Here is a 19,838-nt window from a genome sequence, read left to right as displayed (position 1 = left end):
AGCGGGTGCAGCTTCCTTGATTGGTCAGTGCGCTACTGCAAGTTCCATTGGCAGCGGTTGGGCGGTGACGTGTGCCAATACGGTCTGAGCGAAAAGGTCCGGGTTTTGGCCGTTCCACGCGTGTCCGACCGCGGGCGCAATTCGTGATTGAGCGTTGGGGAAAGCGGCCGCAATTTTCGCGAGTGACTCAAGGATGAGGGGGTGCTCGTTCGCCCCGGCGGTAGCGAGGACCCGTGTGGGACGGGAGCCTGAGGTGGCCGGAAGCCGATAGTTCATGAGTTCCTCGCCGATCGCGGTGAATGTGCCCTTGGCCATGGACCGGGCGGCGGCGACGTAGCCCTGGTAGTCCTCAGGAGGGATGGCCAGCGACCGCGCATTGGCGCGCAGCATCACCCCGCTGCGTACGAAGGGGGCCACCAGATGACCGGTGGCTCGCATCAGCCTGGGGCGTGGAAAAGGGAGTACGTTGACGCCACTGACCAAGGAACTCTGCACCCTTTCCGGGTGCGCGGCTGTGATCTCGAGGGCGAGGTAACCGCCCAGCGACAGCCCCACGACGTGTGCGGTACCGTCAACCGTCGTCTCGTCGATGATCTGGGTTAGTGCCAGGACCGTATCGTCGATGGATACCCATGGCCGAGAGGCGTTGTGGCCATGACCGGGTAGGTCGACCATGACCAGGCGGACAGCTCCCTCTAGTCGATCGACCAACCCCCGCCACATCCAGCTCGTCGTGCCGGCTCCGTGCAGGAGAATGCACGTCGGCGCACCGTCGGGGCCGGCGACGGTGGCGGACAGGGCTTTCGGCGACGAGCGGGTGGGCTGCACCGGGGAGGCGCCCCGCTTCGGACGGAGCAGCGGGAGGGCAACGGTTCGGGCCGCGGAGCCGCACCTCTGTCTTTTCGACAGGACCATCACTCTTCGGACCCTGTTCCCGTCTCAAGTGGCCGCAGTCGATGCAAAGCGTCCATGACGGGCTCCACAGTTGCGAGTGGATGTGCGGCGCTGGTTGAAAGGCGGTCCCGCAGGTGCCCTTCGTGAAGGATCAAACTGGCCATATATTCACGTTATCGCGGATGCGAACATTGTCAAGACTGATAATGTTCGATGGGGGAATCCGCCGGAGGCTTTCTCACCTAGGTGACTGGCCCTCTCCTCGGCGACAGAACTAGCGAGTTCCTGCATTCTTCTGCACCCGGCACGACTTGAAGAACTCTCGCAGATTCGCCGTCTCGCCGCGGCGGGCCGTCTCTACCACCGATGCCTCAAACACTTCCGGGTTCTGATGCACGGCCTTTATTATCGGCAGGGACGTGTACTTTTCGATCTCGGCCATGGCAACATCCTCGCGCACCGAATCACCGGAATCGATCGCGCCAAGGTATTCCGCCATCCAGGCACAGAGCCAGTAATCGGCGACGGCGCCTTCCTCAACTCCCTCTTCGATTACAACGTCCTCATCTTGGGAGACGGTGCCAACTGACTCGGTCGGCCATGAGAAACCGTCCGGCAGCTCTTCGGGAAATTCCTCAACGGCCCTGAGTCTGTTCGCAGCCATATCCTCCTGAGCGATGAACCGGGGTGCCTCCCCCGCCATCGTCCTATCGGACCGATCGCCCCCAGGCTGCCCAGACTCCGGCAATACTTGCACGGGCGCGATGGGCCTAGGAGAGGCGGACCGCGCGGGCGGGTCGGCAGCAACACCACATCCCACAAGGAACATGGTGGCAGCAACGGCACAGCTCAACGGAATTCGCGATTGCATGGTTCTCCCGGCTCCCCACCCCCCATGGGCAGTTCAAGAACCATAACCCAACTGGAGCGTCCGCCGGGCCTGCAGGAAGCGCAACGGTACGGGAACGAATTCCGGTTACCGGGGGAACTTGGCCCAATCGGCACCACAATGGGGGGCATGAGGATTCGGTTCGGGTGGTCCAGCAGCAGGACCGAGGGGCGGATCGCCCTTGCCTTCGTGGTCGGGGCTGCATTGATCACCGCCGCAGGGGGATGCTCCTCCTACCCATCCGCCGACCCGCCCTGCTTCCCGCCTGACTACTCGGTCACTCCAACCGACGCGACGCCGGGAGAGATGGTCACCGTCGCGGCGCCGGAGGCCGACTGCAATCCCCGGTACGGCGAGACTGCCCAGATTCAGGTCGTCGTCACCGATGAACGAGGTGTTGAAGTCATCAACGTGACAGCTCCAATGACCGATGCCGGCGCGTTCACCTACACCTTCCGTGTCCCGGCCCAGATGGCGGTCGGAGAAGCGGTCGTCACCGCGACCCCGTACAAGGTTGACTGGTGCGACGACACCGGCAGGAACAATCGAGCACGGGGCACTGTGGGCCTGGAACGGGCATCCTGTGCGGAGCCGCGCGAGCCACTCACTATCACGCGCTGATCCGCTTTCGCGCTCGCGCCCGACCTTAAGGGCACGCCCTCCCCCAGCACCGCCGCGGCCGCTCAGGACAACTCGTCACGGACGAACTCTTCATTCTCGGGTCCGGCAATGCGTGAGAAGAGATAGCCGGCAAGTAGGACGACGAAGGGTAGTGCGATCAGGACCCAGCCCAGCGGGCTTAGTCCCCACGGCTGAACCGAGGGATCCACGCCCTCTGCGGTTGTGCCGGCCAACAAGCCAAAGCGCGACATGAGGAGGTATTCACCGATCAGGAGCCCGAGAAATGCCACGACCGGCGCGATTACTGTAGTGAAAATGCGTTCCTCGCCCTTGTTCTTGCGGAAGTAGGCGATAACGGCGAGACAGACCAGCGCCTCGATCAGCACAATCGCCACCACTGCCAGGCCACTGAACCAGTAGAACATGTTCAAAATCGGCTCCAGCTGGAAGAGCGTGAAGAGCAGGATGACCGCGCCCGTGACGGCAGATGTCGCAAGTGAAGCACTCTGGGGAGCGCCCTTGGCATTGACCCTTGCCAGCCCGCTGGGAAGTACTCCGCCACGCCCAAGAGCAAAGACGTAACGGCTGGCTGCATTCTGGAATGCCAGAAGTCCGGCAAACAGGCTCGAGAGCACAAGAATGCTCATGAGCGTGGCCATCCATCCGCCAACGTATTCGGAGGCAAGGGTGAAAAGGACCGCGGCGGGATCGGCAAGCGGAACTTCGTCCACCGTCGAGTAAGTCACCGTGGCCTCGACCGCCCTGGACGCTCCCATGCCCGTCACGAGGGCGAAAGCAGTGACAGCAAACAGAGCCGTTATCAGCACAACCGCCAGGTAGGTGGCCCGCGGGACGATTCGCTTCGGGTCTTTCGATTCCTCGCCATAGATGGCCGTGGCTTCGAATCCGATAAAGGAGGCAAACGCAAAGGCAAACGCGATCCCGGCCGAACCGGCCAGTCCGCCTGCCAGGATGGCCTGCGGCGAGAAGGAAGCCGCGAAGTCGTAACCCTCGGGACCGCCGTCGATGAGAATCGCGGCGGCGGTGATCGCCAGCGAGAGTACCTCCAACAGCATCAACGCTCCAAGCACTTTCGCTCCGACATCGACGCTTGCCAGCGACAGGACGGTTACGACCGCCCATGCGATCAGTGCCCAAAACCACCACGGCAGGTCAAGGCCAAGGGCACCGATCTGCCCGGCCATCAAGCCGCCGAAGAAGCCGAAGATAGCGAGCTGAATGGCGACGTAGGCGATCAACGACACGAATGCGGAGCCGAGACCGAGGTGAGTTCCCATGCCTCGGCCGATGTAGGCGAAGAAGGCACCGGCATTGGTAACGCGCTGACTCATCGCGGAGTAGCCGACGCTGAACAGTAAAAGTGTCAGCCCGACGACCAGGTAGGCGCCTGGGGCGGCCGCGCCGTTTCCCAGTACGATGGCGATCGGCACGGCTCCGGTCATTCCGACGAGAGGCGCCGCAGCGGCTACGACGAAGAAGACAACGCCGATGACGCCAAGCCGCCCCCGTCGCAGCGTCGTCCTTGATTCATTGGTAGAGCTCGATCCACCGGAGGCGATCGTTTCGGTTCTGTCCATGAACTGTCTCCTCGATGAGCCTTCCCGACGACGTTGTGAAAGGCGCAACAATCCTCGGATAGTTGGTGTGCTGATGGATATCGGCCAATGAATTGCCTGGTGGGAGCATGAAGGACGGACTTCGGTCGCCGTCACCTCAACCAGCCCGCGCTCCGCCGATGGAGAGCCCGGGACGGACACACAACGCACCGAGATGGTGCGCTGCGGATCCGCTCCGCGTCGCTTCCGTGCTTGCTTGCTTGTGAAGCTCTTATCCGTTGATTACCTGCGGAACCGCCACGGCCTTCAGGCCCTCAACGCCGAACTCCAGACCGTAGCCGGACTGCTTGATGCCGCCGAACGGGACGCGGGGGTCGACTGCGCCGTGCTTGTTGATCCACACAGTGCCGGCCTCGATTCGCGCAGCCACCTCGCGTGCGGCCGACACGTCGGAGGACCACACTGATGCGCCCAGGCCTACCTCCAGGGCGTTCGCCTTGATGATGGCCTCGTCGACGGTGCTATAGCGAATGATCGGCAGGACCGGGCCGAACTGCTCCTCGGCCACCAGTGGGTTCTCGTTGTCAATGTCGGCAACCAGAGTCGTCGGGTAGAAGTACCCTGGCTGGTCTGGATTCGGGTTACCGCCAATAAGCACGCGCGCTCCGGAGTCCTTCGCGGAGTCCACCAGGCGGGTCACAATGTCGAACTGGGCCCTGTTCTGCAGCGGGCCGAGGACGCTCGTTTCGTCAAGCCCGACGCCCATTGGCATCACCTCAGCGATGGCGGTCAGCGCCTCACAGACGTCGTCATAGATGTCCTCGTGCACATAGAGGCGCTTCAACGCGGCACAGGTCTGGCCGGTATTGATGAAGGCGCCCCAGAAAAGTCCTTCCGCGATCGCCTTAGGGTCGGCATCCGGCAGGACGATGCCGGCGTCATTCCCACCCAGTTCGAGCGTTAGGCGCTTGATGCTGTCGGCCGAGGACCTGATGATTGCCTTGCCCGTCGCAGTAGATCCGGTAAACATGATCTTCCCGATTGCCGGGTGCTCGGTCATCCGCGCGCCCACCTCGCGATCGCCTGAAACTACCGTCAGGAGGCCGGCCGGCAGCTCCTGATTGATCACGTGCGCCAGTGCAAGGACACTCAGGGGCGTGTACTCCGACGGTTTGACGACGACGGCGTTTCCCATCCGGAGCGCTGGAGCAATCTGCCAGATGGTGATCATCATCGGCCAGTTCCAGGGTCCGATTGCCCCGATCACGCCGATGGGGCGGTAGTGGATCTGGGCGAAGGTCTCGCCGTCGTCGGCTACGGTCTGGGGCTCCAGTTCTGTGGTCGCGGCTGCGCGCAGCCATGCCGAGCACGCGCCGACCTCGAAACGGGCGTTGGGCCCGTTGAGGGGCTTGCCCTGCTCGCGGGAGAGAAGGTTGGCCAGTTCCTCGGCGGCGCGGTCGATGGCATCGGCAGCCTTCAGCAGAGCCTCACTGCGCGCTTCGTGTCCGAGCGCTGCCCATGCGGGCTGGGCCGCTTCCGCCGCGGAGATCGCGGCTTCAAGATTTTCGACGGTGTGGACGGGTGCCTCGCCGACGGCCTCACCCGTTGCCGGATCCAGAATGGTGCGGGTCGGGCCCGATTCCCGAGTGATCGAGGCGAGAAGCGCGTCGTAGGTTTTCATGGTGCTCCACTTCGTAGACGGATGTGTCGTAGGACACATTTGCTACAGAGTAGACCCGGTCTGGATTTTCCACAACGGTCGAATTTAAGACGTCACAGGTTCGTCAGGAAGCCATCCAGCTGGTGGATATAGGACGGAAGGTTCTCCTCCGGTCCCGTTAGGGCGGCGGTGATCTGTGCGCCCAGGAACAAATTCATGAGCTGTTCCCGGATCACGTCATCCGGAACACCGGTCGTGACAACCCCCGCCTGCCGCGCCTCCCCGAGGTGGCGCATCAGTGCGAGGCGCCATTGCGCCATTGACTCCCGGTGGATGGCCATCTTGTGCGAATCGGTGATGGCCTTCTGCCAGAACGGAATGACGATGCGGGCTTCGCTGACCTTCTCCTCATCAACGGGCAGCACCTCCAAACCGAGGGCCCGAATGGCGGTTGTGCCTGTCCGATTGAAGGTGGACAAGGCAATCCGTTGGTTGGTGCGGTTGAAGACGTGGCGAAAGGCGAAGGTGAGCAGGTCGTCTTTAGTGGGAAAGTAGGGCTTCAAAGCCCCATTGGAAAAGCCGGCCTCAACCGCAATGTCGCGCATGGTCGCACCCTCCATCCCCCGCCGGGCGATGATCCGCCAGGTGGCGTCCACGAGCTCCAACCGACGCTGGTCATGGTCGACGATCTTCGGCACTTGTTTTTCTCCCTGCTCTGAACCCTTGTGATCCACACTACAGCGCGCATATTCTACGGAGATAGAAAAACTCCCCGACTGAGGATGCCATGACTACCTCCCCCACAGCGACCGCCAATTCTTACACCCTGGCCACAGCCGAAGAAATCGTCGACGTGCAGAAGATCCTTCGGGACCACGAGCTCCTCGGGTCAACCAGGAGAATTGCGTACCTCGGACTCGTTGATCCGGGCCGCGCATCTGCTGCAGGCGACGACGGCCGCCGCTTCCGAGTCTTTCTTCACGACATCTCCGGCTCGGCTCCGCTGGATGTGGTCGTCTCCACAACCACCGGACGGGTGCTTTCCACGGTGGAGCTCGACACCTCGGCCACCGGTGAACTCCCCGTACTCGAGGAGGAGTTCGCTGTAGTGGAGGAGCTGCTGTCCACCGATGACCGATGGCTGGCCGCCCTCGCCAACAGAAATCTCGACGTCTCCAACGTCAGGGTCGCACCGCTTTCCGCGGGGGTGTTCGAATACGCAGAGGAAAAGGGCCGCCGGATTCTCCGCGGGCTCGCGTTCGTCCAGGAGCACGAAACGGACAGCGCGTGGGCGCACCCGATTGACGGGCTGGTTGCCTACGTCGACGTCGTCAGCAGAGAGGTCACCCAGATTCTGGATCTCGGGCCTATGCCCGTGCCGCAGGAGCACGGAAATTACACGGACCCCGAGCTGACGGGGCCGCTGCGCACCAGCCAGAAACCGATCAGTATCACCCAGCCCGAGGGGCCGAGCTTCGCCGTAACGAACGGCAACCACGTCGAGTGGGAGAACTGGAGCGTCGACGTCGGCTTTGATGTCCGGGAGGGGGTGGTCCTGCATAACCTCTCGTTCAATGACAAAGGCCGGGATCGGCCCATTATCAAGCGGGCCTCCATCGCGGAGATGGTGGTTCCGTATGGCGACCCGTCGCCCGTCCGGTCGTGGCAGAACTACTTTGACACCGGCGAGTACCTCGTGGGTCAGTACGCTAATTCGCTCGAACTTGGCTGCGACTGCCTGGGCGACATCACCTACCTCAGTCCGGTGATCAGCGATGCCTTCGGAAACCCGCGTGAAATCCGAAACGCGATCTGCATGCACGAGGAGGACTGGGGCATTCTCGCCAAGCACAGCGACCTCTGGTCCGGGATCAACTACACCCGCCGCAACCGACGTCTCGTCATTTCCTTTTTCACCACCGTGGGCAACTACGACTACGGGTTCTACTGGTACCTCTATCTGGACGGCACCATCGAGTTCGAGGCGAAAGCGACCGGCGTCGTTTTCACCAGCGCGTACTCCGAGAGTGCATCGGCGAACATGTCCCAGCTCGCGCCCGGCCTGGGGGCCCCGTTCCATCAGCACCTCTTCAGCGCCCGTCTCGATATGGCGGTCGACGGCTTCACCAACCGGGTTGAGGAAGAAGACGTTGTCCGGCAACCCCTTGGGCACGACAATCCGCGCGGCAACGCATTCTCGCGGAAGCGGACTGCCCTTACGAGAGAGTCAGAGAGCGTACGTGAGGCAGACTCCCGAAACGGCCGTACCTGGGTGATCTCCAACCCCGAGTCCCGCAACCGGTTAGGGGAACCCGTCGCCTACAAGCTGCATGCGCAGGGGCAGCCCACCCTTCTTGCCGACCCCGATTCTTCAATTGCCCGGCGTGCGGCCTTCGCCACCAAGGACCTCTGGGTGACCCGGTTCGCTGAGGATGAGCGCTACCCCACCGGCGACTTCGTCAACCAGCACGTCGGCGGAGCCGGACTGCCGGCCTATGTGGCCCAGGACCGCGACATCGACGGGCAGGACCTCGTGGTGTGGCACACCTTCGGTCTTACACATTTTCCCCGCATGGAGGACTGGCCGATCATGCCGGTGGACACCGTTGGCTTCAGGCTTCGGCCGGAAGGTTTCTTCGACCGCAGTCCTGTCCTTGATGTCCCACCGAACGCACCGGCTTCGGGCGGCCACTGCCACAGCTAGCCCCGGCGCAGATTCGGGGGCATCCTCGGAAAAGGCGCACTTCACCCCCGCGGCCACCCCGTATCGGTGCCCGTCCACGAGTGAATGCCGATTTCAGGCGACAATGCGTCAATGACTATCTCGCCGATTGGGCCTCGGGCCGAGGACTACCTCAAAGCAACACGCGAAGTATTTGGATTTGAACCCAACTCCACTGGGCTAAGACTGATCACAGCCGAGGTGGTTCACGGTTTCCTGATCGCGCAGTTCGAAAACATTGAAGGTAGTCCCCGCCTTCGTTATGGGGCTCGCGTTTGGCTCCCAGGCAGCACTGAAGATCGCCTGTGGATCACATATGCCGAGTCGAAAGACGTCGTCGACTGGGTCCGATGGGCGGTTTGGCTAAGGGTGATGGAGGCCTACCAGACGGGTGATTACCAGAGCGAGGGGCTCGGATCAGGTGCGGTCCGGTGGTTGATTGACGACTTCCAGAACGGCTAACCGTTACACTCGGCAAACACACGATTGCTTTATTGGGGGAACAATGGAATCAGCAGCTAAGAAGTGCGTTCAGTGGGGAATTGCCCTGATTGTCGCCGGTGGATTTGTACTCGTGCTGCTCCCGCAGCTGGTCGGGCTCCTTGCCGAGGCTGTAGGCCCTTCGGCAGCTATCGGAGTGGGAGCAATTGACCTCCTCACAGGACTGATCCGCTGGGCACTGATCCCGATGGGTACGACTCTGATTGGTGCTGCGGTCGTCATCCGGGTCCTCGCGCCGGAACTGCTACGGCGCAGCGAAACCCAGCCCTCCGAGAGGTAAGCCGGCCCGCCATGGACCAGGTCGGTGGTGTACCTTCGCCTGGCCCGGAACAAATGAGCCGGCTGCACCGGGGATACTGGACGAATGTCTGAAAAAGAGCCGGATGCGGAAATTGACGCACGCCCCAATGGCCGAGGTGCGCAAGCCGAAAGCGGCCGGCTGGCATTGTTCAGGCCCACTCCTGACGACGCTGACGAGTTGTTCGAAATGTACTCGGACCCTCGCCTCGCGGAGGCTGACCCCATGCTGGCCCACCCCTCGATCGAACACACCAGGGCAGTTCTCCAGCGACGGATCGCCGAATGGCACGAGCACGGGCACGGGCTGTGGGTAGCACGACACCTCAGTGGCTCTTCAGTGGGTGAACTGGTCGGTATCGGCGGCTGCAACTTCTGGGCCAACACCACCTGGAACCTGTCCTTCAGCCTGCGCCCACAGGCCTGGGGCCGCGGATATGCCCAGGAGATTGCCGCAGTTGGTATGGAGCGGGCGCAGGCAGTACGGCCGGATCTGCCCATCACGGCTGTCGTGGCGACCCGCAACACACGATCACGAAAGGCAGTCGAGCGAGCGGGGCTCCATCAGGTCTGGCAGGGACAGGACAACCATGATCCCGACCCGACGGCGACAATGCTCCTGTACGCTGATCGGTCCTTATTCATGGACCAGGTTCACGCGCTGATCAGCTGATCACCCGGCCGCACGGCAGTACCTCGACGCTGGGTGAGGGGTTGGCCTGGACATAATGGGTCAACGGCCGGGTGCCGCGGTAGGTCACCCGGCCGGAACATGGCGGTGGCCAAGGTTGGCCTACTTGCCCTGTTCCTCAACCCGCTCGTGGCCTTCGCCGTCGGCATGGTCGTGTTCCGGTGCTTCCTCCTCCCCGGTGAGGACCGCGAGTTCCACAGGCGTTTCGGGCAGGTCGAAGCTGTCGACGAGGGTGCCGGCGGCGACGTCGATCACGTGCAGCTTCTTGGTGGCGGGCTCGGTCACGTAGGCGAATCCGTCGGTGCCGACCTTCACGGCCGGAGCGGCTGATTGCCACTCCTCCGGTTCCTCCCAGGGCGCAGTGACCTTGACCTGGTGGATGATGGCGCCGGTTTCCTCGTCTAGAACATTCAGTTCGCCGTCGTAGGTCAGAACCAGCGCCTCACCGTCTGCCCCGCGGGCGAGGGAACGGAACCAGTAGGGCGAGCCTAGGTCCACGGTGGTCATCGACGCGGCGCGGGTGTCGATCAGCCCGATCCGGGTGGGCCGTTCCTGCTCGGCCTCGGGATCGGTCTTGTAGTCGGCGAGCACGATCGGTGAGCCGTGGTTGCCAAACTGGTTGCCCGAACGCTGGTACTGCTCTTCCACGGGCACTTTGTGGAACGCGCCGTCGCGGTAGATGACCGGACCGTTTTCACAGCCCAGGGTCACGACATCTCCTTGATCGGTGGGCTGGGCGGTGGCTTCGCCGTGGACGCCCGGGCAGTCGGTGGTTTCGGCCACGACGTCGCCTTCGGGAGAGACCACCTGAACCGTGTTGCTCGCCTCCGCGGTGCCTTGGGTCAGCAGCAGGTCCCCGCTGCTGAGCGGAACGGCGACGCCGTGGTGGGCAGCGCCAGCGGAATGTTCCTCGGACTCGTCGGGAGTCACCTTGCCGTCGCTGAAGGCGGTGGAATCCATCACGGTGATCCCTCCGGTCCCGTCCGCGAAGAGCGCGGTCCTGCCTTCATGCGCGACGACGTGTGCGGCCTCGGGGGCCTCGATGCTGGCGCCGGTCATGGCAGCTGCCGTCTTGTAGTAGTGGTCGTGATCCCCGTGGCCCTCAGCAATCAGGCCGCTGTCGAAGATGCGGAACTCGTCACCGTCGCTGATCAGCAGGTGCCGGCCGTCCCCGGCGTTGTTCAACCGCAGGAAGCCTTCCGACTCGGTTTGTGCGACCACCTCACCGGTCTCGGTGTCCACCGTCATCAGGCCGCCGTCGAAGGTCAGCACCGCCCGCGGGTCCAGTGCATCCACCTCCTGACGGTCGGTGTTTCCGCCCGGCTCCCCGGCGGGGGACGATGCAGGATTCGCGGGTGAGCCGGCGTCGGGCGCGGAGGATCCGGGGGTGGCGCACGAGCTCAGAGCAAGGGCTGCGGCCACGGCGGTGGACAGGAAAACGATGCGGGGGGATATCGGCATGCCATCAGGCTAAATGCAAATGATTATCAATAGCAAATGAACTCCTGCCATGGCAGACTTCCCCAACGTTCCGCTGCCGGAACGCCCGTGTGACGCTCTTCCGACAGCCTCCCGGTGCAGGAATCAACCGCTACACTGCGTCTCATGGCCAGATGCACCCTTGGAGATCCGCGCGTTTCGACCGACGCGGCCTCCCGAGTCTCCAAGCCTCGCTCCGCGAAGCAAGCTCGTTGATGCAAAGAGACACCGCGCCCTACAAGTCACCGGTGGTGCTCGCAGTGTTGCTGATCATCCTCCCGCTGTTGATGGGAGCGGCCTTCGCGGCAGTGGCTTTCGTCCTCGATCTGGTGCCGAACCCGCTCCCCACCGATCTCGGGCGGTTAGGGATATCCGGGACCCTCGCAGGACTAGCCGTCGGCGCGGCGGTCGTACTTCGGCTGCGGGGCCAACGAAGGACGGCAAGGCCGTCTTGAGGGTCCAGTGGGACCTAGAACGGTGATGATTGCGAGGGCAATCGATGCGTAGGCACACTTCATGAACTCCCCCGAGTGTCAGTCCAAAAGCAGGCCCTCATGCCTGGAATAGGCACCCCCGCATCTCAGGAAATTTGGCGGTCCCGCTTGAATAGCCGCCAATTCGTTATCCCGCTGAAGCCGCCGGCTATTCCGCGGAGCGGCTAGCATCCCTGAAGGAGGTCGATTCCGTGAGCGGATACCCTGCCAAACCACGACTGAAGCAGTTGCTCCCAGCAGCCGTTGTGATTCTCCTCGGGGTGCTGCTGGCCGGTTGCGGCCCGGCAGGGGCCAAAGGGCCTGGGGCGCATGACCCCGCGGCGCAGATGCGTCCTGAGCTTCTCGAAATCTCGGCTTCCCCAGCCAACCCCGGACAGACCATCAGCATCCGGTTCCCTCAGGAAACGGAGCGTGGTATCGCCTGGGTTTTGGAAGAACAGTACGGGGACATCTGGCATGCACGATATTTCCTGAGCGCCACGACCGGAGCCTACGAGGGCTCCGGCTCCCCGATCTGGTGGTCGGTCGACGACGGCGAGGGCAGAGGCTGGGAGGACATAGGAATCGCCGGACCGGGTCCGGATACCCTCATCATCCCGGACAGCATCCGCCCGGGAAAATACCGGCTGTGCACCGCCAACAGCATGCCCAATTTCTGCACACCGCTGGATATAGCCTGAAGCCACCAGAGCGCAGGCTGTCGTCTCGGACGTGCGCCGGGGGCGCATTAAGAGGCCGATTCGGGTGCTTTGGATGCGTGTCTTTTGACTCGTCGCCGGATCAGCAAACCGATGACGACGGCGAGGCCCGCGTAGATGGCGTAGTTGAGGTACTGCGAGTACTGGTCGATGAGCTCGTATTGCGCGCCAAGGAGTACGCCCAGGCTAATGAGGACCCCGTTCCACAGGCCGCTGCCCGCGATGGTGAAGATGCTGAAGGGCAGCAGGTTCATCCGTTCCGCCCCTGCCGGTAGGGAAATGAGGCTCCGCACCCCGGGCAGGAGTCGTCCGAAAAAGATCGCCGGCTTTCCGTGGCGCTCGAACCAGCCCGCGGCTTTCTCGAAGTCCTCCCGATCCACTAGCGGCAGTTTTGAGAGCCATCGGATGGAACGTTCAAGTCCCAGTTTCGCCCCCAATCCATATAGCAGGAGGGCGCCCAGATAGGCTCCGGCCGTGCTGGTCATAAAGACAAGCACGATGTTCATCTCACCCTGCCGGGTGAGGAACCCCGCGAGCGGCAGAATGACTTCGCTGGGAATCGGTGGGAAGACCGTTTCCAACAGGGTCAACAGTCCGACGCCCCACGCCCCCAATGCCTCAATGGCACGGGCTGCGTAGCCGACGATTCCAGTCAGTTCCTCGGTCGACCCCGACGCCGCTTGCAAAACAGGCAACTCCCGTCCCTTTCGTCCAGTACAGCGTGGTAGGCGCGGCGCCACGACTGATATTCCTCATTGGACGACGGCGTGGGACACCTTCCCACGTCAATGGCCGCACCTCTCCGACCTCGTCCGGGTGGGCACCACCCCTACCAGTTCACGGCCTGCCAGCGCCGGAAATCAAAGGGAAATAAGGAACCCGAAATGGTTGACCGTCACGCCGCCCCTACTGCACCCATACCCCGGATATTCGCAGAACGCCCGTCCGCCGGAGCAGGCGCACTGCGCCGGACCTACGGGCTCGGACGGGAACCCACCCGCATCCGAGCCCTCGGGATAGAAAATGAGCGCGGCCCGAGTTGCGTCCGCCCTCGCTGAACTCCATCAACGTAAATCAGCGGAGGCGCCGTTTCAGGAGGTGCTGCCTTTGAGGATCTGGCCCAGGATACGTGCGCCTTCGTCGAAGGCCACGGGGTTGGGGCCGGCGAAGTTCAGCCGGAGGTAGGGCCCGGCCGGTTCGGCAGGGAACCAGTCGGTGCCCGGGGAGACGATCACGCCGGCGTGAGGATCCTTTCGCCTGGTACCGAGGCCTGGCCATCGGCCCCATTGCGCAGGTCAGCCAGATCCAACTTGTCCAACCGGTCCTGAGCATCGCCTGGGCCGCCCTGCTGCTCGGGGAAGACCTTACGACAGCCACAATTCTCGGAGGATTGGCCGTCGTCGCCTGCGCTGGGATCGCCGTGCGAATGCGGGTCGGCCCCAGCCAAGACGTGAAGCGAACCTAGGACGAGCCCGCCGGCTTCAGTCCCGATGCGCCATCGCTATCCCATCGTCATCGAGGGCAGTGGCCGCAGTCGCAACCGGCGGGTTTGGAGGATCAATTCAGCGTCAGGCACAGGACGAACGCACTTCGGCGTCCTTAACCCAGTCGAGGGCCTCAGCCTCGGATGTGAAGTAGCGGGTGCTCGTCGGGGAGGCATGGGCGAAGCCCGCGAGCACTTCATCGACGGGGCCGTCTCCGATGAGCGCCACCCGGGCAAAGCCGCGGTAGGAATTCATGCCCAAACGCGCCTGAAGCGTCAGTCCATCAATGCCGCCCATTTCCACGATCAGGGGCAGGTTCTCCCCTGCGCTTAGCACCTCCAAGTCGCGCGCGGCTTTGACGGCGACTGGGTGCGTAATGTGGACGCCGGACGTCCACCTCAGATACAGCACGTTATCCGACCTGCCCGCAGTGAACTGGTCCATCGTCAATACCCCCTTGTAGTGACCCCGCTCCACCACACTGGAGCAGGGCTCGGAGTGGATTCACCGGAATGATCTCCCCGCGCATCACGCACCGCATGACAGGGGTCACCGGACAGCATAGACGAGCATGACCGTTCTGCGGCGATGGGTCAGGTTCCTAGGGGTCCTCCCTCATGTCCGGCGGGCCCTCAATGACGAACTCACCAATCACCGTCTCGCCGTCCGCCTCGTACACCGGTACAGCGAAGGACTTCCCCAGCCGCGCTTCCTGCCAGACCCGGGCGTCCTCCGGGCTGGTGAACTTCTCCGAGGCAGTCCGGCCCGACGCCTCATCCAGTTCCTGCGCGTACGAGTAGCCGACTTTTCCGTTGGTAGCGATGACGGAGAGAAGGTCCGGCTCGCCCCTGTCATTGGGAGCGCCGTAGGTATCCCCGTTCTCATTCACCGCCCATTCGGTCGGCGTCTGGCTCACATACGCGGCCCTTAGGCGGTAGCGCATTTCCGGGGTGCTGGTGCGGATCTCGGTCGAGTGCTTCCCGGGCTTCAAAGCGATGGTGAATCCGCCCCACCCATCAATCGCGTTGGGGCTGCAGCTCATGGACGCCCCGCCCTCCGCGTACAGGGTGCCGGCGCTCAGGCAGGCCAGCTCCATGGAGATATGGGTTGCCCCCTCCGGAGCCGGGCCGAGATCCACTGTCTGCGTTCCGGTGTGAACTCCCTCCGCCGGGGCCGCGACCTCGGTGACGATGTCCGCACCGGGCACCGTGAAGAACCCGGCGGTAGCCGCGCCCACTCCCCCGACCAGCCCGACGCCGGCGAAAACTCCCACCCCAACCCACCAGCGGCGCCGCCGCACACGGGTCGGTGAGGACGCGTCGACCTGCTTGACCAGGACGCTTCTCAGTCTCTGGGCGAAGGTGTCGTCCATCCGTTCGAGGTTCATGATTGACCCTCCTCCAAGAGCGTGAGCTGTCGCGGTGCGTTGAGACCGGGCAGGTGCTCCCGGAGCCGGTGCCGGGCCCGGTGCAGCCTGGTCTTCGCGACCTCCGGTCCCAGCCCCAGGATTCCGGCCGCCGACGCGAGATCGTAGCCCTCGAGCACGACCAGGGTGATCAGTTGCAGGTCAACGGGTTTGAGCGCCCGCAACGCGCACGCGAGGTGCTCGTCGACACCGTGAAAAGGGTCGTCGCTCAGGACAATATCCGCCGGATCCGCCGCCGCTGGGGCGTGCGGAATCCTCCGCAGCAGGGCGTCGTAACGCCGCCTGGAGCGACGGAGGTTCAGGGCGCAGTTAGTGGTGGTGACAAGCAGCCATGGCAGCACCGAGTTTTCCACCAGCCTGACCCTGGTCCGCAGGCGCCATAGTTCCAGGAACGCCGCGGCGCTCACGTCCTCGGCGTCGGGCCGGTTCTGCGCCAACCGGTAGGCGTGCCGGTACACCCGGTCGCGGTGGCGGTCGAACAGCAGACCGAAGGCCTCGCCATCACCGGCCACGCTGCGCGACCACAGGCCGCCGTCATCAGGATTCATGTCCCCCATACCCTGTAGTGTCCGCGCAGAACCGGAAAGTTGCATGAACCTTCGACATCTTTGTGCGACGCCGAAATCGCCCGGAATGGACGGAGAAACGCCGGCCACAAATCCGGCTGAAAAAGAAATAGGCCCGAACTTCGTCGACTGACCGGGCTCAGGGGGCTGCGGGGAGACATTGTGAAAGATGGCGCACTGCCCCGGCGCGGGACCACGATGTGAGGACCGCGGCCCGCGCCGGGACAGACCGACGAGCTAGCGCTGGGCGCGCTCGAGCCGACGCATGCGTGCGGCCATGGCCACGGGAACGGCAACGCCGGCAGCGAGCAACCCGGCAATGAGGGCGAGGGCCGCACTGTTTTCCTCGGTCGCGGCGGCGGTCTGGACGTTCATGCCCTTGTTGGTGCCCGTGGGGGTGGGGACGACCGTCACCGGTACGGTGGGGTTGACAACCGGCGTCACTCCGATGGCGCCGGCCTCACACGCGGCCAAGAACGCCTTGAACAGTGCAAGGATTTCCGCTGCGAGGGCTTCATTGCCACTGAGCTGTGCAATCAGAGCATCCACCTGGACGACGGCCGCTTCAAAAGCGGCCTCAGCAGCCACCAGCTCCGCGTTCACGAGCACGGCAGCATAGGCAGCCTCCGCAGCGACCGCGGCCTCGGCTGCAATCCTTTCCTGCTCAGCCAGCGGGATCAGCGCTGCGCGCGCTGCGAGCACAGCCGGATCGTTCTCCGGGTCCCCGTCGCCGTCAAGATCGGCAAGGACCGCAGCTTCCACCGCGGCCTCAATCGCGGCTTCGGCCTCAATAACCAGGCGCTGCGCCTCTGCGGCAGCCGATGCGGTGGTCTCGGCCTCAACCGCCAGCCCCTCGACGTTCAGCGACGCCGTGACGGTGGCAAGGTTCTCGCCGGCAGTAACAACAGCCGCGGTCGCGACCTCAAGCTGGTTGACGAATGCCACGTCGATCCCCGCAGCGCTCAATGCGGCGTTGAACTGGACGAAAGCCTGCAGACAGGCAGCATCACCAGGCGCAGCCGAAGCCGCCGGAGCACCAAAGAACAGCCCGCCGGCAATAAGGGTCGCCGTTGATCCCGTTGCAACCCATTTTTTAGTAGTGATCATGTATGCGCGTCTCCTGAAACACGTAGTATCCCCCGGGCCATCCCCGACGGCGCAGCGTACGGCCCCCACAAGAACAAAACAGTGTGATCCGCTGACCGGGTATTCAAAGGCGCCAGACGAAAGATACTTCTGATACCCCTGAGGTCGCTGTCCGCTCAATGTAGGTTACTTATGTCACCGAAACAAGCAATAACGGCATTCTCATTTGTGGAGGGACGCGCGCGATTCGGTATTCGCCCGATTTCACTGCCCGTTTCGCATCCGTGCCGTCGATAATCAGCGCGCTCAGGGTAGATCTCCGCGAAATCTACTGAATAGGGCGATATTTCCTTGGCCGGTTGCGAACTTGTAACGATGACCGATCCGGGCCCGTCCACCGGTTTCCCTGATGGTACGGCCGTGATTAGGTCGGGCTAGCGCCGGTGCGACCGGGCATTGGGAAGGTGCGGGCGAATCGGAGATACCAGGGTGAAATCCATGAATGAGCACGGACAGGTACGGGCGGTAGCGGCCCTTGCACTCGTCTGGGTTCTGGCCGGCTGCAGTGCGACCACCTCATTCTCGGTGCTCGAAAATGCGCCCGTCGATCAGGACAAGCCTGCATCCCTCGACACGGAGGGCATCGTCGCCTCGGACACCATGCGCTACCTGGCCGAGCAAGACGGACGTTCCTATTACATCGCCCGGCCCGCCGATGAGTTCGAGCGGTCTATCTGCCTGGTCATCGATCAGAATGGCCAGGCAATCATCGGTTGCGGTGGATACATTGAAGGCGCCCTTACGCCTGCTGTCGGAGTCACCACCCCAGAAGTCGAAGTGATGCTTGCTCCGGACGGCTACGACGTCGAGGAGTATGCCGAACTGGGTTGGGCTGCACTCCACCCGAACCTCATTCTGCGCTGAACCACGCCGCCCCGGGCTTTCGCTTACCGCCGGGGTTCCGCCGCGCGTCCGGGAGGTTTGGGTCGGCCAGCGGGAGGAGCCGCGGATCCGGCCAGGGAATCAGCTAAGGTCGCCTGCATGGTGATGCACGATGATCAGCTGCTCCTCGACGAGGAAACAGCCTGCAGGCTGATCGTCGAGCAGTTCCCCAGTTGGCGCCTCGAGCAGATCCGCCGCATCCAGGCGGAGGGGACGGTCAACGCCATCTATCGGATCGGCACCGAACTCACCGCGCGCTTCCCTCTTCGATCCGCTGACCCGGTCGCCATGCGGACCGAACTGCAGCGTGAGGCAGCGGCAATGCGCGAGCTGAAGGCCAGTTGTCCGTTTCCAACGCCTTTGTTCGTTGCGGAAGGCGCTCCGGGCCACGGCTACCCCCTGCCGTGGTCGGTGCAGACCTGGTTGCCCGGGCGCGTGGCAACACCCGGCGGTCTGGCCAACTCCAAGGCTTTTGCCCAGGATCTCGCGGACCTCGTGCATGCGCTACGAACCGCCCGCACCGGAGGGCGCCATTTCGCAGGTACCGGCCGGGGCGGAATGCTGCAGGACTCCGATGACTGGATGGACATTTGTTTCCGCGAGAGCGAGGGCCTCCTTCCGGCCGATCGGCTCCGTGCCCTCTGGGCTGAATTTCGAATCCTGCCAACCGCCGGCGCCGACGTCATGACGCACGGTGACTTGACTCCCGGCAACCTCCTGGTCGAGGGTGAGCGGCTGGTCGGGGTCCTCGATGGCGGCGGTTTCGCTCCTGCCGACCCCTCGCTCGATCTTGTCGCCGTATGGCACCTGCTGGATGCAGAGGGACGGGCGTGGTTTCGCCGGGAGCTGCCCTGCTCCGACCTTGAGTGGTGGCGTGGCGCAGCGTGGGCCTTCCAGCAGGCGATGGGGTTGGTCTGGTACTACCAGCGGTCGAATCCGGGAATGAGCACGCTGGGGCGAAGTACTCTCGCGCGCATCCTCGGTGATCCGGAACTGTCCCAGTCCCTCCCTGCTCTCTAAAGTGCTTTCCCATATCCATCCGATGCGTGAGGACCGAGATATTCAGGGCTCCTCCTTGAGCAGCACATGGAATGATGACCGAATGGGTCCGGCAACACGTGATGCATCAACAGGCGCGCCGGGAGAACGGCGTGCGTCCTACACTGCAGCCGATGAAGTACAGTTCCGGGTCATTGGTGCAACCTTCCTTCAAACCATTGGCATGTTCCTGCTCTTTCATGTCGGTCAGGTCGGCGGCTCCAATACCAATATGTGGCTTGGACTGATTTACGGCGCCATGTATGTGGCAATCGGATTATCCGTCCTGGGAATCAAATCCCCTTCAAAGGCCGTGGCCGTATTTGTTCTTCCGGGAATCCTGCTGGGTCTCATCGGGTCGACCGGCGGAGGCTACTGGGCCGGCTTGTGGGTGCCAGCGGTCACCCCCTGGGCATTCATCTCGCTTGACGCTGCCGGCACGCCGTCCTCCGCTCCTCTTCTCCCCCGACTCCTGCGGCTGATCCTCGGCCTGGCCGGCGCCTGGCTGCTTCTCGGCGCGGCGATTTTCTGGACGAATCCTTGGGCCTACCTGCTTGTTTTTGTGCCCTTGCCTCTGCTCCTGCTCGGCCATTACTCCGGCCGCCCCTGGCGAGCTGCACTGGACTGCACTGCGGGCGTGGCCCTCCTTGTCCTGCTGATCGCCCTTCCGGAGTTCTGGCTGTCACTCGAAGCGTCTTTTGCCGGCATTGCCGCAATCGCCGGCCTTGCCCTGACTTGGCTAACGAGGTCCCGCGGATAGCTGCCCGTGCCGC

20 protein-coding genes and 1 pseudogene are annotated in these 19,838 nt (G+C 63.4%); 9 read left to right on the top strand and 12 right to left on the bottom strand.

Features of this window, described 5'->3' with window-relative positions:
* Positions 1-24 precede the first annotated feature (24 nt).
* The gene (locus tag QZX79_RS07920) at positions 25-915 is read right to left on the bottom strand and encodes an alpha/beta fold hydrolase (protein WP_294567310.1); all 891 of its coding nucleotides are present in this window, start codon (positions 913-915) and stop codon (positions 25-27) included.
* 253 nt (positions 916-1,168) lie between these two features.
* Complete coding sequence (locus QZX79_RS07915) at positions 1,169-1,597, bottom strand: hypothetical protein (RefSeq protein WP_294567278.1); 429 nt, start codon at positions 1,595-1,597, stop codon at positions 1,169-1,171.
* 315 nt (positions 1,598-1,912) lie between these two features.
* Between QZX79_RS07915 and QZX79_RS07910 the strand changes: the two genes are divergently transcribed.
* On the top strand, positions 1,913-2,404 hold the full coding sequence (locus QZX79_RS07910) for a hypothetical protein (RefSeq protein ID WP_294567275.1): 492 nt from the start codon (positions 1,913-1,915) through the stop codon (positions 2,402-2,404).
* 62 nt (positions 2,405-2,466) lie between these two features.
* Here the strand turns inward: QZX79_RS07910 and QZX79_RS07905 are convergent, their stop codons facing one another.
* The 3 genes from QZX79_RS07905 to QZX79_RS07895 all read right to left on the bottom strand — a co-directional run bounded on the left by QZX79_RS07905 (position 2,467) and on the right by QZX79_RS07895 (position 6,339).
* Positions 2,467-4,002 carry an APC family permease gene (locus tag QZX79_RS07905; protein WP_294567272.1) on the bottom strand — a complete coding sequence of 512 codons (1,536 nt, stop codon included), beginning with the start codon at positions 4,000-4,002 and terminating at the stop codon, positions 2,467-2,469.
* A gap of 250 nt (positions 4,003-4,252) precedes the next feature.
* Positions 4,253-5,662 (bottom strand): aldehyde dehydrogenase family protein, encoded by a 1,410-nt coding sequence (locus tag QZX79_RS07900; protein ID WP_294567270.1) that lies wholly within the window; start codon positions 5,660-5,662, stop codon positions 4,253-4,255.
* Between the two features lie 92 nt (positions 5,663-5,754).
* Positions 5,755-6,339, bottom strand: a complete 585-nt coding sequence (locus QZX79_RS07895; protein ID WP_294567267.1) for a TetR/AcrR family transcriptional regulator — start codon at positions 6,337-6,339, stop codon at positions 5,755-5,757.
* Positions 6,340-6,428: 89 nt separating this feature from the next.
* Here QZX79_RS07895 and QZX79_RS07890 point away from each other — a divergent pair, with 89 nt between their 5' ends.
* From QZX79_RS07890 to QZX79_RS07880, 3 genes are all read left to right on the top strand, one after another.
* Positions 6,429-8,345, top strand: a complete 1,917-nt coding sequence (locus QZX79_RS07890) for a primary-amine oxidase (protein ID WP_294567264.1) — start codon at positions 6,429-6,431, stop codon at positions 8,343-8,345.
* A 523-nt stretch (positions 8,346-8,868) separates the two neighbouring features.
* Positions 8,869-9,144 (top strand): hypothetical protein, encoded by a 276-nt coding sequence (locus tag QZX79_RS07885; RefSeq protein WP_294567261.1) that lies wholly within the window; start codon positions 8,869-8,871, stop codon positions 9,142-9,144.
* An 84-nt stretch (positions 9,145-9,228) separates the two neighbouring features.
* The gene (locus QZX79_RS07880; RefSeq protein ID WP_294567258.1) at positions 9,229-9,834 is read left to right on the top strand and encodes a GNAT family N-acetyltransferase; all 606 of its coding nucleotides are present in this window, start codon (positions 9,229-9,231) and stop codon (positions 9,832-9,834) included.
* Between the two features lie 120 nt (positions 9,835-9,954).
* Here the strand turns inward: QZX79_RS07880 and QZX79_RS07875 are convergent, their stop codons facing one another.
* On the bottom strand, positions 9,955-11,313 hold the full coding sequence (locus tag QZX79_RS07875; protein WP_294567252.1) for a hypothetical protein: 1,359 nt from the start codon (positions 11,311-11,313) through the stop codon (positions 9,955-9,957).
* 703 nt (positions 11,314-12,016) lie between these two features.
* On the opposite strand from QZX79_RS07875, the gene QZX79_RS07870 reads away from it, so the two are divergent.
* On the top strand, positions 12,017-12,505 hold the full coding sequence (locus QZX79_RS07870; protein ID WP_294567248.1) for a hypothetical protein: 489 nt from the start codon (positions 12,017-12,019) through the stop codon (positions 12,503-12,505).
* A 47-nt stretch (positions 12,506-12,552) separates the two neighbouring features.
* On the opposite strand, the gene QZX79_RS07865 is transcribed toward QZX79_RS07870, so the two are convergent.
* Positions 12,553-13,218, bottom strand: a complete 666-nt coding sequence (locus QZX79_RS07865; protein ID WP_294567245.1) for a DedA family protein — start codon at positions 13,216-13,218, stop codon at positions 12,553-12,555.
* A gap of 396 nt (positions 13,219-13,614) precedes the next feature.
* A complete protein-coding gene (locus QZX79_RS07860) occupies positions 13,615-13,758 on the bottom strand; it encodes a hypothetical protein (protein WP_294567313.1) in 144 nt (47 codons plus the stop codon).
* Positions 13,759-13,775: 17 nt separating this feature from the next.
* Between QZX79_RS07860 and QZX79_RS07855 the strand changes: the two are divergent.
* Positions 13,776-13,988 (top strand): annotated as a pseudogene (locus QZX79_RS07855) (EamA family transporter); the annotation flags it as partial.
* A gap of 103 nt (positions 13,989-14,091) precedes the next feature.
* On the opposite strand, the gene QZX79_RS07850 reads toward QZX79_RS07855, so the two are convergent.
* The 4 genes from QZX79_RS07850 to QZX79_RS07835 all read right to left on the bottom strand — a co-directional run bounded on the left by QZX79_RS07850 (position 14,092) and on the right by QZX79_RS07835 (position 17,106).
* Positions 14,092-14,451, bottom strand: a complete 360-nt coding sequence (locus QZX79_RS07850; protein ID WP_294567242.1) for a hypothetical protein — start codon at positions 14,449-14,451, stop codon at positions 14,092-14,094.
* 157 nt (positions 14,452-14,608) lie between these two features.
* Positions 14,609-15,394 (bottom strand): peptidase M56 family protein, encoded by a 786-nt coding sequence (locus tag QZX79_RS07845; RefSeq protein WP_294567239.1) that lies wholly within the window; start codon positions 15,392-15,394, stop codon positions 14,609-14,611.
* Positions 15,391-15,981 (bottom strand): RNA polymerase sigma factor, encoded by a 591-nt coding sequence (locus QZX79_RS07840; protein ID WP_294567236.1) that lies wholly within the window; start codon positions 15,979-15,981, stop codon positions 15,391-15,393. The genes QZX79_RS07845 and QZX79_RS07840 overlap by 4 nt, the downstream gene beginning before the upstream one ends.
* Positions 15,982-16,236: 255 nt before the next feature.
* Positions 16,237-17,106, bottom strand: a complete 870-nt coding sequence (locus tag QZX79_RS07835; RefSeq protein ID WP_294567233.1) for a hypothetical protein — start codon at positions 17,104-17,106, stop codon at positions 16,237-16,239.
* Positions 17,107-17,574: 468 nt separating this feature from the next.
* Between QZX79_RS07835 and QZX79_RS07830 the strand changes: the two genes are divergently transcribed.
* The 3 genes from QZX79_RS07830 to QZX79_RS07820 all read left to right on the top strand — a co-directional run bounded on the left by QZX79_RS07830 (position 17,575) and on the right by QZX79_RS07820 (position 19,825).
* A complete protein-coding gene (locus QZX79_RS07830) occupies positions 17,575-18,009 on the top strand; it encodes a hypothetical protein (protein ID WP_294567230.1) in 435 nt (144 codons plus the stop codon).
* A 117-nt stretch (positions 18,010-18,126) separates the two neighbouring features.
* Entirely contained in the window at positions 18,127-19,047 is a 921-nt protein-coding gene (locus tag QZX79_RS07825) for an aminoglycoside phosphotransferase family protein (protein ID WP_294567227.1), read from the top strand.
* Positions 19,048-19,102: 55 nt separating this feature from the next.
* Positions 19,103-19,825, top strand: coding sequence for a hypothetical protein (locus QZX79_RS07820; RefSeq protein WP_294567224.1), 723 nt, complete (start codon positions 19,103-19,105; stop codon positions 19,823-19,825).
* The last annotated feature ends 13 nt before the right edge of the window (positions 19,826-19,838 follow it).

Origin of the sequence: uncultured Arthrobacter sp. (assembly GCF_902805515.1) — a bacterium.
Classification (GTDB): Bacteria; Actinomycetota; Actinomycetes; order Actinomycetales; family Micrococcaceae; genus Arthrobacter_D.
The sequence above is the reverse complement of the archived record's forward strand: the minus strand, read 5'-3'. Positions and strand labels throughout refer to the sequence as shown.